This window comes from Paenibacillus sp. FSL K6-1122, from assembly GCF_037977015.1.
GTDB lineage: Bacteria > Bacillota > Bacilli > Paenibacillales > Paenibacillaceae > Paenibacillus > Paenibacillus amylolyticus.
The window spans coordinates 4,156,663-4,170,971 of the sequence record NZ_CP150272.1; the positions used below are offsets into that span (position 1 = coordinate 4,156,663).

Annotated in this window: 10 protein-coding genes; 3 read left to right on the forward strand and 7 right to left on the reverse strand. The window is 44.6% G+C overall.

The features are described from left to right. Nucleotides 1-33: 33 nt before the first annotated feature. Together NSQ20_RS18745 and NSQ20_RS18750 are read right to left on the reverse strand one after the other, a co-directional pair. Nucleotides 34-756 (reverse strand): amino acid ABC transporter ATP-binding protein, encoded by a 723-nt coding sequence (locus tag NSQ20_RS18745; RefSeq protein ID WP_340030573.1) that lies wholly within the window; start codon nt 754-756, stop codon nt 34-36. Continuing rightward, nucleotides 743-2,206 (reverse strand): ABC transporter substrate-binding protein/permease, encoded by a 1,464-nt coding sequence (locus tag NSQ20_RS18750; RefSeq protein ID WP_081746001.1) that lies wholly within the window; start codon nt 2,204-2,206, stop codon nt 743-745. The genes NSQ20_RS18745 and NSQ20_RS18750 overlap by 14 nt, the downstream gene beginning before the upstream one ends. A 183-nt stretch (nt 2,207-2,389) precedes the next feature. Between NSQ20_RS18750 and NSQ20_RS18755 the strand changes: the two genes are divergently transcribed. After that, nucleotides 2,390-3,565: a M20 family metallopeptidase gene (locus NSQ20_RS18755; protein WP_076317630.1), complete on the forward strand. Its 1,176-nt coding sequence runs from the start codon at nt 2,390-2,392 to the stop codon at nt 3,563-3,565. A 310-nt stretch (nt 3,566-3,875) separates the two neighbouring features. Next, entirely contained in the window at nt 3,876-5,642 is a 1,767-nt protein-coding gene (locus NSQ20_RS18760) for an alpha-glycosidase (protein WP_340017669.1), read from the forward strand. A 144-nt stretch (nt 5,643-5,786) separates the two neighbouring features. Here NSQ20_RS18760 and glgA read toward each other — a convergent pair whose 3' ends face one another. Both glgA and glgB read right to left on the reverse strand, forming a co-directional pair. Then, the gene (gene glgA / locus NSQ20_RS18765) at nt 5,787-7,229 is read right to left on the reverse strand and encodes a glycogen synthase GlgA (RefSeq protein WP_340030574.1); all 1,443 of its coding nucleotides are present in this window, start codon (nt 7,227-7,229) and stop codon (nt 5,787-5,789) included. Then, nucleotides 7,226-9,232 (reverse strand): 1,4-alpha-glucan branching protein GlgB, encoded by a 2,007-nt coding sequence (gene glgB / locus NSQ20_RS18770; protein ID WP_076328539.1) that lies wholly within the window; start codon nt 9,230-9,232, stop codon nt 7,226-7,228. The genes glgA and glgB overlap by 4 nt, the downstream gene beginning before the upstream one ends. 193 nt (nt 9,233-9,425) lie before the next feature. Between glgB and NSQ20_RS18775 the strand changes: the two genes are divergently transcribed. Then, entirely contained in the window at nt 9,426-10,652 is a 1,227-nt protein-coding gene (locus NSQ20_RS18775) for a glucose-1-phosphate adenylyltransferase (protein ID WP_340017672.1), read from the forward strand. A 130-nt stretch (nt 10,653-10,782) separates the two neighbouring features. On the opposite strand, the gene NSQ20_RS18780 is transcribed toward NSQ20_RS18775, so the two are convergent. From NSQ20_RS18780 to NSQ20_RS18790, 3 genes are read right to left on the reverse strand one after another with little or no spacing between them, the layout of a single operon-like run. Beyond that, the gene (locus NSQ20_RS18780; RefSeq protein ID WP_036673821.1) at nt 10,783-12,291 is read right to left on the reverse strand and encodes a HAMP domain-containing sensor histidine kinase; all 1,509 of its coding nucleotides are present in this window, start codon (nt 12,289-12,291) and stop codon (nt 10,783-10,785) included. After that, nucleotides 12,288-12,986, reverse strand: coding sequence for a response regulator transcription factor (locus NSQ20_RS18785; RefSeq protein WP_017688086.1), 699 nt, complete (start codon nt 12,984-12,986; stop codon nt 12,288-12,290). Before NSQ20_RS18785 ends, NSQ20_RS18780 begins: the two co-directional genes overlap by 4 nt. Further along, nucleotides 12,979-14,298, reverse strand: a complete 1,320-nt coding sequence (locus NSQ20_RS18790; RefSeq protein WP_143781232.1) for a hypothetical protein — start codon at nt 14,296-14,298, stop codon at nt 12,979-12,981. Before NSQ20_RS18790 ends, NSQ20_RS18785 begins: the two co-directional genes overlap by 8 nt. Nucleotides 14,299-14,309 lie beyond the last annotated feature (11 nt).

Here is a 14,309-nt window from a genome sequence, read left to right on the forward strand (position 1 = left end):
GTCAGTAACGCTATTTGATCAACCATTTAACATTTAGAGTACTTTCGCAAGAAAATCACGTGTACGTGAATTTTTTGGAGCTCCAAACACCTCATCAGGTGTTCCCTCTTCCACAATAACCCCGCCATCCATGAACAGGATTCGGTCTCCCACTTCACGTGCAAAACCCATCTCATGCGTTACGATGACCATCGTCATCCCGCCTTCTGCAAGACGTTTCATGACATCCAGCACTTCGCCGACCATCTCAGGGTCCAGTGCCGACGTAGGCTCGTCAAACAGCATCACATGCGGCTGCATGGCCAATGCTCTAGCAATGGCGATCCGCTGCTTCTGTCCACCAGACAGCTGATTCGGGAATGCATCTTTTTTATCGTACAAGCCTACGGTGTTAAGCAGATCAGCGGCAATTTTCTCCGCTTCCTGAGTGGATTGTTTCTTTACTTTAATCGGAGCAATCGTAATGTTTTGCTCTACCGTTTTGTGTGGGAACAGGTTGAAGTGCTGGAACACCATGCCCATTTTCTCACGAGTTGCGTTAATGTTATGCTTGGGGTCCGTGATTGACACGCCTTCAAAATCAATCTCTCCTGAGGTAGGCTGTTCCAGCAGGTTCAAACAACGCAAGAACGTACTTTTACCTGAACCGGAAGGACCGATAACCACGACAACCTCACCTTTGCCAATCGTCACGTTTATGCCCTTAAGCACATCGTTATTTCCATAAGATTTGTGTAATTGTCTAACGTCTATCACTTGCACTCAACTTCCTTTCCAGTCGTCCCAGCAGCTTGGACAAAATGAACGTCATTACAAAGTAGATGGCTGCTGCAATCAAAAATGGACTCAAGCCTTGGTACGTAATGTTCTTGACTACACTTGCCTGATACATAATATCCACCATACCGATAACGGAGATAATGGAGGATTCTTTGATGATAGTTATGAATTCATTACCGATCGCTGGTAATACAGCTTTGAAGGCTTGTGGCAATATGATATAACGCATCGCGGCGCCTCTTCCCATACCTAATGAACGCGCTGCCTCCAACTGACCACGATCCACACCTTGGATACCTGCACGGAAAATCTCCGCCAGATAGGCACCACTATTGATTGAAAGTGTAATGATACCTGCCTGAAGTGCAGTGAAGTTAATGCCAAAGCTCAGAGAAAAACCATAGTAAATAATCATCAATTGTACCAGCATCGGTGTGCCACGGATCACTTCAACGTATGCCGTACCGATCCAGCGCAAGATTGCAGCATCATGCAAACGGAACAAACAGATGATCAATCCAATAATTACCCCGAAGATAACCCCAAGTGCAGACAACAGAAGTGTGTATCCTACACCTGTAGCATAGAAACTTTTGTACTCCCAGAATACTTGGAAAATATTTTGTGATTTGTTCGCTTTATCCGCCATCAAGAGGCTGGCGTCCGTCACCATCTGATTGATTTTATCTTCGCTTTTCAGTCGCTCCAGTGTTCCATTTACTGCAGCTAGCAGCTCGGTATTACCTTTACGAATCCCGATTGCCGCTTCTGCTTGCTCTTCGTCCGGAACAGCAGCAGCAAGTCCAATGATATCGTCCAGATAACCTGCAGCAACGGTATCTTCAACGATTGCCGCATCAATGCGTTTTGTTTGCAGTTGAAGCACGATATCCGAGATTTTATCCAGCGCAGTAAGCTTCGCCCCTGGAATACTCTGTCCGATCGTTTCCTGAATGGAGCCTTTCTGAACGCCAATCTTCGCATTTTCAAGTTCTGCCATAGTTGGATATTTGTCTTTATCCACATTTCGAACCATAATCACTTGTTTTGATTTATAATAGGTGTCGGAAAAATCGATACTTTTCTTCCGCTCATCCGTCGGCGTCATACCTGAAATCACCAGATCAACACGCCCGCTCTGCAATGAAGGCAGGAGACCGTCGAAGCCCATATCCTCAATCACAAGCTCAGCGCCAAGATCTTTGGCAATCTCTTTGGCGATCTCAATATCGAAGCCAACGATTTCATCTTTGCCATTAATCACTTTATGGAATTCATATGGTGCAAAATCGGCACTTGTACCGAGCACCAGCTTTTTACTGCTTGAATTATCTGTAGTTCCACTTGCAAGTGCCACAGGAACGGCAGTCGTCAGCAGAATAACAAAGGTCAACAGCATCATGGTGTAACGACTTATTAATTTCAACCTTTTTCTCTCCCCTTACAATACTTTGTATGCTTCTCATGTTGATGACTGAGTCATTATAAAGTACAATGCATGATTATGCAATGCATTTTGACATTACAAATCTTGACTTGTTTCTGAAAAAATAAAGCAAACATGATATAATCAATGAATTATTTTCATTTTTGCATAAGGAGTTTACTAATGACAGCTAACAAATCACAAATTCTGACGGTTATTGATCAATATGCTTCCCGTTTTAAAGCCATTTCATCATATATCGGTGCCAACCCCGAACTGGGAAATGAAGAGTATCTCGCTTCTGCCCGTTTGAAAGAAGAACTGCTCTTCCACGGTTTCACTGTAGAGGCTCCAATCCTAAGTCTGGAGACAGCCTTTATCGGAACCTATTCAGCCGCCAAACCCGGCCCTACCATTGCTTTATTGTGCGAATATGACGCCTTGCCGGAGATCGGTCACGCTTGTGGTCACCATCTGATCTGTATGATGAGTCTTGGGGCCGCTGTTGGGCTAAAATCTATTCTGGATGAAGTAGGTGGAACCATTAAAGTGTTTGGTACCCCCGCTGAAGAGACACGTGGTGCCAAAGTTCCGATGGCTGAAGCAGGTTTGTTCGATGACTGTGACGTCGCTCTCATGGCGCATCCATATTATGCCTACGAAAAGTCAGGCAGCTCGCTGGCTATTGATGCTGTGCAATTTGAATTCCATGGCCGATCTTCACATGCTGCTGCAAGTCCGCACGAAGGCATTAATGCTCTTGATGCCGTCATTCAAACGTTCAACGGAATCAATGCATTCCGGCAACAAGTGAAAAGCACCGTTCGGATTCATGGTGTGATCAACAACGGAGGTCAGGCAGCCAATATCATTCCTGACTATGCTTCTGCGCAATTTTATGTACGGGCAGCAACTCGTAAAGAACTGAATATCCTCACAGAACGTGTGATTCAGATCGCTGAAGGTTCTGCTCTCCAGACAGGATGCAAGCTGGTGACATCCAACTATGAAACGTCCTATGACGAGATGGTTACCAATGAAGCATTCTCAGCTGCGTTTAGTCAAAATCTGATGGAACTTGGGATCCCGCAAGAAGAGATTGTGAGTGGTAATGATCACGGCTCTATGGACATCGGTAACGTTTCCCTGAAATGTCCTGCAATTCATCCCTACATTCGTGTTGTAGACGAGGTGCATACACTGCACTCCATAGCCTTCCGTGACCTTGCACTTCAGGAGCGTGCGCTGGATGGCATGATTCTGGGAGCCAAGGCACTTGCAACAACAGCCTATGACGTACTGAGCCAGCCAGAGCTGCTTCAAACCATCCGCACGGAGTTCGAGCAAGCTATTCGCTAAAATTTACTTTCAACATGTTATATAGGGGTGCCCTGAACAATCTTGAATTCCAAGTTGTTCAGGGCACCCTTTTTTCTAAATTAGCTGTAAGTATATTCAGCACAAAGCTGGAAATGCTGTGAAAGAAACCTTTGAAAACGATGAAAATAATACATTTTATTACAGTAAATGTGATTCGTTTGCTGGCTAACTTGGTTAATTATAACTATAAGTGCGTGTTCAAAAGACCGGTTTTCAGTACCGAGAAGATGGGATGAAGCGGTCTTTTGAACAACCTCTATAACTCATCCTATATTCAGGAGGTGCTGTCATGCTGCTCGAAGCCATGTATCATGTTCCTCGTGACAAATGGGCTTATGCTTATAATTCGTCTACCATACATCTGCGCGTACGAACCAAACGTAATGATGTGCACTACGTGACTGCACTGACCGGAGATAAGTACGATTGGAACGGAACATACAAGGAAATTCAATTGGAGAAGGCTGCTTCTGATAACATGTTTGATTATTGGGAGGCTGCCGTCAAGCCACAATTCAAACGTCTCACTTATATATTTCGGATAACTGCCGGTTCAGAAGATGTTTTTCTTGCGGATAACGGAATTCATTATGAGACCCCCTATCCAACTGGAGGATATTATGAGTTCTCGTATATACATGAAATTGATGTGTTTAAGGTGCCCGAGTGGGCCAAAGAAGCCGTCTTTTATCAGATCATGACGGAACGGTTTGCTAATGGAGATCCTAAGCTGAATCCAAAAGAAACGCATGACTGGGGTGGCAAACCTGAGTTGGACAATTATTTTGGTGGAGATCTGCAAGGTGTGCTGGATCATCTGTATGACTTAACTGAACTTGGCGTGAACGCCATTTACTTTACCCCGTTATTCCAGGCCAATTCCTACCACAAATACGACACGATTGATTATAAAAAAGTCGACCCCCATTTCGGTGATAATGCCTTGCTTAAACAATTGACAGAAGAATGTCATCGCCTGGGTATACGTGTCATGCTTGACGCGGTGTTTAACCATTGCAGCGAAGACTTCCCTCCTTTTCAAGACGTTCTCCAGAATGGAAAAAACTCTAAGTATGCCGATTGGTTCCACATCAATGAATATCCGGTTCAGATCAAGGATGGTATACCAACCTACGATACATTTGGGTTCTATGGCAACATGCCCAAGTTCAATACAGCCAACCCTGAGGTTAAGGCATATCTACTTGATGTAGCTGAGTACTGGATCAAGGAAATTAAGCTGGATGGGTGGCGTCTGGATGTAGCAAATGAGGTGGACAACCACTTCTGGCGTGATTTTCGCAAGGTCGTTAAGGCAGCGAACCCTGAAGCCTATATTGTTGGTGAAGTATGGAGCGACTCCTTGACCTGGCTTATGGGAGATCAATTCGATTCCGTCATGAATTATCCATTTGCCGACAAAGTGCTTCAGTTCTTCTGTGGTTCAATGGATGGTTATAACTTTGCCAACGAGATGGGTTCACTGATTATGCGCTATCCGCAACAAACCAACGAAGTGATCTTTAATATGCTGTGCAGCCACGATACCCCACGACTGCTCACCCGGTTAGGAGAAGACAAACGCCGTTTAAAGTTGTCGGTTGTATTTCTTTTCACCTATATCGGTACACCTTGTATCTTCTACGGCGACGAAGTTGGGATTAGTGGTGATGCTGACCCGGATTGTCGAAAATGTATGGAATGGGACCCGGCCAAGCAAGACAGAGAATTGTATGATTTCTATCGTCTGATGATTGATTTACGCAAAAGCAATGAAGCCCTGCGCAAAGGACGCTTCCGATTCCTCAAGGCTGATCACAATGATCCCTGTATCGTCTACGAGCGTGTGGATGACAACCTTCACTTTACCGTGTGGATGAACAATACACCTCAAGATCGAACGCTCTCTCATCCTATGGAAACAAAAGACTGGAAAGACGCATTAACTGAAGAGCCTGTGTTTCCAACCGATGGAATGATGAATATTAAGCTTGACCCCTATGGGTACCGCATTTTGTATAGACAGCTTGATCCGACAACCATCCAACACTGCTGAGGTTTAAATTCTGAACAGTCATATAAAAGAAAAGAAAAACACTTCCACCGTCTCAGATGATACTTCATTCTGAACTTTGGAAGTGTTTTGTTTATTTGATTAAAAAAGCCACAGCAAAAATGCTGTGACTCATTCAGGATTGCATCAGTTTACAGGGTCAAGTTTGATCCGACGATAAATGTCCATATATTCTTCAGCTGAGACGTTCCAGCTGTATTCTCCGCCCATTGCATTTTTCACAATTTTCTTCCAGTGTTCTGGCTGTTTGTAGATCTCCTCAGCACGCCGAATGGTACTCATCATGTCATGAGCGTTAAAGATTGTGAATGAGAAACCATTCCCTTCTCCAGTAAACTCATTGTATGCCTGCACAGTGTCGTTCAGACCGCCTGTTTCCCTTACGAGAGGCACACTGCCATATCGCAGAGCCAGTAGCTGACTAATACCACATGGTTCGAACCTTGATGGCATCAGGAAGATATCACTGCCTGCATAGAAACGGCGGGATAACCCATCGTTAAACGTGATCTGGGCAGACATTTTGAGCGGATAACGATTAGCGGCTTCACGGAACCAGTGTTCATACATAGGCTCTCCTGTTCCCAGTACCGCGAATTGAATGTCATCATAGTACAGCAATTCATCCAGGATACGGCACACAAGATCAAGCCCCTTAGAGTCCACGAGCCTTGTCACCATCACCATGAGTGGTACATCAGGACGAACAGGAAGTCCAAGTTCCTTTTGCAGCTCAATTTTGTTCTCCGTTTTCTTGGACAGACTTGTTCTGTATTTCACTGGAATTTTGGTGTCCGTTGCCGGGTTGTAACTCTTGGTATCAATTCCGTTTACAATCCCGCTGAAACGATCTCCAAGTGAACTGAGCAGTCCGTCCAGGCCATATCCATAATAAGACGTTTGCACTTCCTGTGCGTATGTTGGGCTTACGGTTGTCACATGGTCAGCATACACAATTCCTGCTTTCAAGAAGTTGACGTTACCGTAATATTCGGCTCCATCCACGGTGAAATATCGATCGTCCAGCTCGAGAATATCACTGAATAACTCATGCGGGAATACCCCTTGATACAACAAGTTATGTATGGTGAATACCGTACGAATATCACTGTAGAATGGATCGTGTCTGTAGTGTGCTTCAAGCACCAAAGGAATCATTCCTGCATGCCAGTCATGACTGTGCAACACGTCAGGCTTGAACTCAATCTGTGGCAACACTTCGAGCACTGCACGGTTGAAGAAGGCGAAACGTTCGCCATCATCCATATAACCGTACACTCCATCACGCCCAAAATAATACTCATTATCCACAAAATAGACTGGAATCCCATCATGAACCAGCATTTCTATTCCACAATAGGGTCTGCGCCAGCCAAGAGGTACATCCGTTGTAATTACGGGCTGTAACGCGTCTTTATACTCATCGGGAATCCCCTTGTACTTAGGCATAATCACCCGCACATCTGCCCCGCTCTTCTTCAAAGCAAACGGGAGAGCACCGATTACGTCAGCAAGGCCTCCTGTTTTGATAAATGGATGTACTTCAGCAGCAGCAAATAGAATATTCATGCCTTTGTCCTCCTCTTCGGTTTGAGCGTGTTGCTTTCATTGTTATTCTTCGTTTTTGAACTGACGGAAGTTATACTCGCAGGTGATTCATCCGTTTTCCGACGTGTGTTCTTTTTTAGTATCACGATGCTAAGCGGAGGCAATACCAATTCGAGACTATGCGGATGCCCATGAAAAGGAATCTTTTCGGTAGGCAGTTGCATATCATTAGTAATGCCTGAACCGCCGTAAACGGAATGGTCACTGTTAAGTACTTCGGTATACATACCGGGACGCATGACACCAATCCGGTAACGCTCCCGCTTGACCGGCTGAAAGTTAATGAGCACAAGGAGTGTATCCGCAGGTTTTTTTCCTTTGCGTACGTATGAAATGACACTCTGGTCCTGATCATCCGGAGTGATCCATTCATAACCGTCCAAGGAATGATCAAGCTCCCACAAAGCTTTTTCGCTCAAGTACAGGTTAGACAGCTCACGCTCAAACTTATGCAAATTGCGGTGACTGTCATAATCCAGCAAGAACCAATCCAGTTGATCCTCATCTTTCCATTCGATGAACTGGCCAAAGTCTCCACCCATAAACAACAGCTTTTTCCCTGGGAAAGTCATAAAATAGCCCAGAAAAGCACGCATGCCGGCAAATTTCTGCTCATAGGTTCCTGGCATCTTGTCGAGGAGCGACTTTTTGCCATGAACAACTTCGTCATGTGACAGAGGTAGCACATAATTTTCAGCAAAGGAGTATACGACCGGGAAAGTCAGCAAATGATGTTTGGAAGGACGCTCATGAAAATCAGATTCCATGTAATCAAGCGTATCGTTCATCCAGCCCATGTTCCATTTGTAGTTGAAACCCAGACCACCTTCATCTACAGGTAAAGTCACCATTGGCCATGCACTGGATTCTTCAGCCATCATCAATGCATAAGGGAAATACTTGAACACCGTCTCATTCAGCTGCTGCAAAAAGGCTACAGCTTCCTTGTTCTCAAGACCACCTTCATCATTGGTACGATATTGTCCTGGCTGCTTCTCAAAATCAAGCCGTAGCATACTCGTAACCGCATCAACACGGAGTCCGTCAAAATGATACATCTCCATCCAATATAATGCATTGGAGATCAGAAATGAACGAATCTCAGGTTTCGAGTAGTCAAAGCTAAGTGTGCCCCAGCCCGGCTTCTCTGCTAACATCGGATCTGCATACTCATACAAAGGCGTACCATCAAACATACGCAACCCATGAGCGTCTTTGGCAAAATGTGCAGGTACCCAATCCAGCAATACGCCAATCCCGGCCTGATGTAGTGTATCCACTAGATACATCAGATCTTTTGGATGCCCATAACGACTGGTTGGCGCATAAAACCCTGTGTTTTGGTAGCCCCACGAAAGGTCATATGGATGCTCACTGAGGGGCATCATTTCAACATGTGTATATTTCATTTCTAATAAGTAAGGAACAAGCAAATCAGCCATCTCGCGATAACTATAGAGGCTTCCGTCTTCTTTGCGCTTCCAGGTTCCCATGTGCATTTCGTAAATATGTAGAGGTTTGTTATACATGGCACGTTGTTTGCGTCTCCAGGCTCCATCATTCCATTTGTACCCTTCGATTGAACTGGTGACAGAGGCTGTCTGAGGTCGAACCTCTGCTTGAAACGCATATGGGTCCGCTTTGAGCAATTCTGTTCCATCTTCCGTTAATATACGGAACTTGTATAAAGTTCCTTCGCTGATTTCCGGAAAAAAACGACTCCAAAATCCTGATTCGGGTATCTTATATAAAGGTTCCTTTTCGCCTTTCCATTCATTGCGGTCCAGAGCCAGTCCTACTTCTACGGCATTTGGTGCCCATACGGTAAAGCGATACCCCCGAAGGCCATCGCAAGTCTCAGGCTGCGCGCCCAACATTCGATAACTGTGATGAAGGTTACCTTCATGAAATAAATAAATATGCTCCGGCAATATGTCCGGGTGTGCTAACGGTTGAATGGCCAAGAGATCACCTTCTTCTCAAGAAAATAGATATAACAGTAACCATTACCCCAGTCTAGCCAAGTTGAAAAGAAAAATGCGGTGGTTTAGAAAATGTTGTCTTTTTTCTGAATTTTTACAGTAACAATCGTTTCATCTGCTCTACTTTGCGTTAATGATGTACTACAATGCACAATATTTTGGGAGGGAAACGATTATGTTTAATAAAGATTGCATCGCTATGCTGTTGGCGGGAGGAGAAGGGAAGCGATTAGCCCCTTTAACCTCGAGTATCGCAAAACCCGCTGTACCGTTTGGCGGGCACTACCGGATCATCGATTTTCCTCTCAGTAACTGCGTAAACTCAGGGATCGATACTGTAGGAGTATTGACGCAGTACCAAGCGGAATCTTTACACGATCACATCGGTGGAGGAGAACCATGGGGACATGGCAACTCAAGTGAGGCAGGAATATCCTTGCTTCCATCTTATCATACAGGAAATGACGAATACTTGGGAACGGCGGATGCTATTTATAAAAATATCGACTATATTGATCAACAAAACCCCGAAAATGTTCTAATTTTGTCGGGTGACCATATTTATCATATGAATTATCGCGATATGTTGGAGGCTCATCAAGCCAATAATGCCGCAGCAACGATTTCAGTTATGGAAGTTCCATGGGATGAAGCACATCGCTTTGGGATCATGGCTGCCGATGCTGATTTGCGTGTAACCGAGTTTGCCGAGAAACCGGCTGAACCAAAAAGTAATCTTGCTTCAATGGGCATTTACATGTTCAAATGGGATTATCTGAAACGCCATCTGTTGGAAGATGCCGTTAATCCTGAATCCAGCCATGACTTCGGTAAAGATGTGATTCCTCAAATGTTGAACGAAAATAATCCCCTCTTTGTCTATAACTTTAATGGTTATTGGAAAGATGTAGGTACGGTTAAGAGCCTATGGGATGCACATATGGATCTGTTACACAACGAGGAAGACTGGAGTCTGCAAAAAGAAAACTGGCCGATGTTTACTCGCGACTGGCGCTCCAAGCCAAGTGCTTACAAAGCAAGACATACAAAGATCGAACATGTTACTTCCATGATTCACGACTCTTGTGCAATCGAAGGTCGTTCAGAACGTTCCGTTATCTTCTGCGGTGCAGAAGTGGGTAAAGGCTCTGAGGTTAAAGACAGTGTTGTTATGCCTAACGCACGCATAGGCCGTGGGGTTCACATCGAACGCGCCATCATCGGTGAAGGTGCAATAATCAAGGACGGTGCAATCGTTAAAGGTACAGCAGATGAAATTGTGGTCGTTGGACCTAACGAGATCGTCTCTGCCAAACCGGCTGTCCGTACGCAACCTGTTCGTATGTTGAAAGAAGTATATGAGAAAAGTGGACGCCTGCGCACTGGCGAACTTTCTTCATAATGAAGTAAACATAATATGTAAAAGGCGAGCCTCAGATGGCTCGCCTTTTTTTGGTGTTGATGTTGATATGGATATTATAAAGCGTACATGCTCGATCATCAGGTAGAAAAATCGCTTATCTTTTAAAACCTTAAGACTTTTCTAGATCTGATTTTGTATCGCTTGCATCACTAGCTGTTCGCTCATCTGTGACTTCAGCATCACCAGACGCGGTTACAGACTCTTCTGGACCCATCTCCTCAGCCACAGCCGGTAATGTAACCGTAACGGTTGTACCCGATCCGAGTTCACTTTGCATCGTGATCGTTCCCTCATGCAGTTCTACCAATTCTTGCGTAATCGCAAGACCTAGTCCCGTTCCCCCATTTTGATGATTCACTTGGAAGAAACGGTCCCGTACTTTAATTAAATGTTCTTCACTAATTCCGATACCGGTGTCCTGAACAGCTGCAATGATCTGACCATTCTCCTCTTTGACCGACAAGAAGATCCAGGAATTCTCATGTGAAAATTTGATCGCATTATCCACAACATTCAGGAAGACTTGTTTTAGTCTGTTACCGTCTCCATGGACATTATAAGCACGAGTCTCGTCCGTTTCCAACTTGAGATGGACCTGTTTTTGTTCCGCTTTGGCCCAGACATTCAACATCGTTTCCTGTACAATTTCACGAATGTTGACGGTTCCTTTGACCAGCTTCATCTGATTCTGCTGCAATTTGGAGAAATCCAGCATCTCTTCAACAAGTCCAATCAGTCGTTCGGTTTCCTTGGAGATAATACCCATACCGATACGGGTTTCTTCCGGATCATAACCGCCTGAATCCAGTGTCTCGCTCCAGCCTTTGATACTGGTCAAAGGAGTTCTTAATTCATGTGAGATCGAGGAGATAAAATCATCCTTGATCTGATTACTCCGCACAATCTCATGTGCCATGAAGTTAAGTGTTGATGCCAATTCGCCCAGTTCGTGCTTATAATTCCCTTTAACCCTGACATCCAGCCGTCCTCTAGCCATTTGGGCAGATACTGCGGTGATGTTGTTAATTGGACGTACGATGGAATTTGCCATACCAATACTGATGATCAACACTATAGCAAGCACGCCAACCCCGACGGCAGCGGCGAGTAGTCCCATATTCAACAGCTTTGAATTCACATCTTCAAGTGATGTCAGATATCGAATAACATAAGTATTTTCGCCGCCCAGATCAAACTTGTGTGAAACGGCCATGACAGATTCTCCAGTACCTGGTTGTCTTCCAATCCAGCGTCCCATATCCCCATTCAGAGCCTGCATAATATCACTGGTTTGCAGCACAGCACGGTCAGATTCAAAAGCAGTCGAACTCGCCAATACGCGCCCGTTCAGATCCAAAATTTCCAATTCAGTATTGGACAATGCCAAGTTCACAAGGAGTCTAGACAGATTATTGCCATCCTCCGTAGTATTCTCACGAGCGATCGGCTCGAAAAAGTCCTTTGAATTAGAAATGTGGGTACTAATCGTATTGTAGATACTCTCATAATAATACCTTTGAACTGCCAACATAAATACGAATTCGACCAACAGCAGAGCGAGAAAAACTACAAAGAAATAATGTAGTACGATCTGCCGAGTAATGCCTTTTTTAATCATTGCTCCCGGCCCTTCCATTTGTACCCGTGACCCCATACAGTCTGCAGGTATTCGGGCTCGGAAGGATTGTTCTCAATTTTCTGACGCAGACGACGAATGTTGACATCCACAATTTTGGGATCACCCATGTACTCTTTTCCCCATACGTGATCTAACAATACATCGCGGCTGAGCGGTGTATTTTCTTTTTCCAGGAAAAACTGAATCAAGGAAAACTCCGTTGGAGTCAATTCAATCGCTTCATTCTGTTTCTTGAATTGCTTCGAGATCAGGTCCAGTGAAAATGGCCCGGACTGGAACGTAACCTTTGCCGCAGTTTCCCGATGCACGTTCACCCGGCGTAACAATGACTGAATACGTGCAATCAACTCTGTTGGGCTGAAAGGCTTGCTGACGTGATCATCTGCACCAACGGAGAGTGCGTACACTTTATCCTGTTCCTGCACTTTCGCTGTCAGAAAGATGATGCCCAGACGTTCATTGGTTTCACGGATGCGTCGACACACCTCAAATCCATCAATACCTGGTACCATAACATCCAGCAGAGCCAGATCAATATCCGGTACTGTCTGCAGTATGCGAAGCGCTTCATGACCGTCACCCGCTTCAAGCACTTCGAATCCGTTTCTCTTTAAATTAATCACTATAAAACTGCGGATGGATTCTTCATCCTCAAGAATAAGTACTTTACTCATTAAGTTCTCCCTTTCTATTCAGCTGAGAAGTATTGCTCAGTGCATCTTTACCCGCCTCTGATTGTGCTACCCGTGAAGCAATAACCCGATCTTTGGTACGCGTAATTTCCTTCCAGCTTTTACCCTTCTCCTGTTCCCACTTGGAAAGGGTGAAATATTTGATCTCTGCTACGGTTTCGTCCGTATCAATCATTTTAAATCGAATATATTTTTCCTTCTCCGATTTGGTGTCAATAGTGATCTTACCGTACCACTCTGGCTTGAGATTTAGATGGAATAAATCAGCATCATCTCGGAATTGGAATGAGACAAATTTCTTGCTATCTTTGCCATCCCACTGATAATAGGTGTAAAACCACAACCGAGAGTCAAATACGTAATGCTCCCAACCTTTTGGAGTCTCTTTGAGCCCAAACTCAATAATACCATCATTATCAACATCACCGCTTAAAATTTTGTCATCTCTATACGTTTGATCCGGTGATTTGAAAGCATTGACTAACTTGTTATCTTTAACATACATAATTTGCGAGAAGGAACTCCGATCATCCAGCTCGGCATCCAGTACAATGCCCATCTGTCCTTTGGCAATCTCTCCGCCCAGAGCATTATAAACTTCTTTAACGGTATAATCGGTCTGCACCCGATCAACTTCCTTGAAGCTGCCATCTTCGTACTGGTATAACGCAATCGTTGCAAAACCGCTGTTGTTCAGCGAAATGATAACAAAATCACTTTTACCATCTCCGCTCAAATCCAGCGTGTTCCCCTGCGCATCATCAATGATATATTGATTATACGGAACTCCACCCAAGACCTGCTCCAGTGCCCCGCCCTTGTAGGAATATGCAGTCAGGGCTTTCTGCTCCTGCAGGCTTACACCAAGAATAATATCCGGATTTCCGTCATTCGTAATATCCAATACTTTAAAGGATTGCAACTCATTTCCCGGCACATCAAATGTAAGTTTTTTAACCCATGTGCCTCCCTGCTCTTCCAAAATCATGCCATGGATTCGCACATTCTCATTTGGTGTCTCATAAAAAACAATCGCTTCCCGAGTTCCATCCCCATTCAGGTCTTCCACCCGAATCATGCTGGTATTATTCATATCCTTGGGACGAATCAATGTACTCTCTGGCGGCAGTTTAACCTGAACCACGTTGTACAGTTTCTCCTTATCGGTGGACATCATTGGTTTTCTCATCAAACCCTTGGGGTCACTTATGACTGTGCATCCGCTTAGAACAGAACCAAGCATAATCGCCATAGTTCCTGCTGCTACAAAGCGTCCCCACCGTGAATTAAACAATCTCATCACTC

Excerpts from the sequence above, each read along its gene's own strand:
- NSQ20_RS18755 (WP_076317630.1), top strand. The coding sequence starts at position 2,390 with ATGACAGCTAACAAATCACAAATTCTGACGGTTATTGATCAATATGCT.
- NSQ20_RS18760 (WP_340017669.1), top strand. The coding sequence starts at position 3,876 with ATGCTGCTCGAAGCCATGTATCATGTTCCTCGTGACAAATGGGCTTAT.
- glgA (WP_340030574.1), bottom strand. The coding sequence starts at position 7,229 with ATGAATATTCTATTTGCTGCTGCTGAAGTACATCCATTTATCAAAACA.
- NSQ20_RS18775 (WP_340017672.1), top strand. The coding sequence starts at position 9,426 with ATGTTTAATAAAGATTGCATCGCTATGCTGTTGGCGGGAGGAGAAGGG.
- NSQ20_RS18780 (WP_036673821.1), bottom strand. The coding sequence starts at position 12,291 with ATGATTAAAAAAGGCATTACTCGGCAGATCGTACTACATTATTTCTTT.
- NSQ20_RS18785 (WP_017688086.1), bottom strand. The coding sequence starts at position 12,986 with ATGAGTAAAGTACTTATTCTTGAGGATGAAGAATCCATCCGCAGTTTT.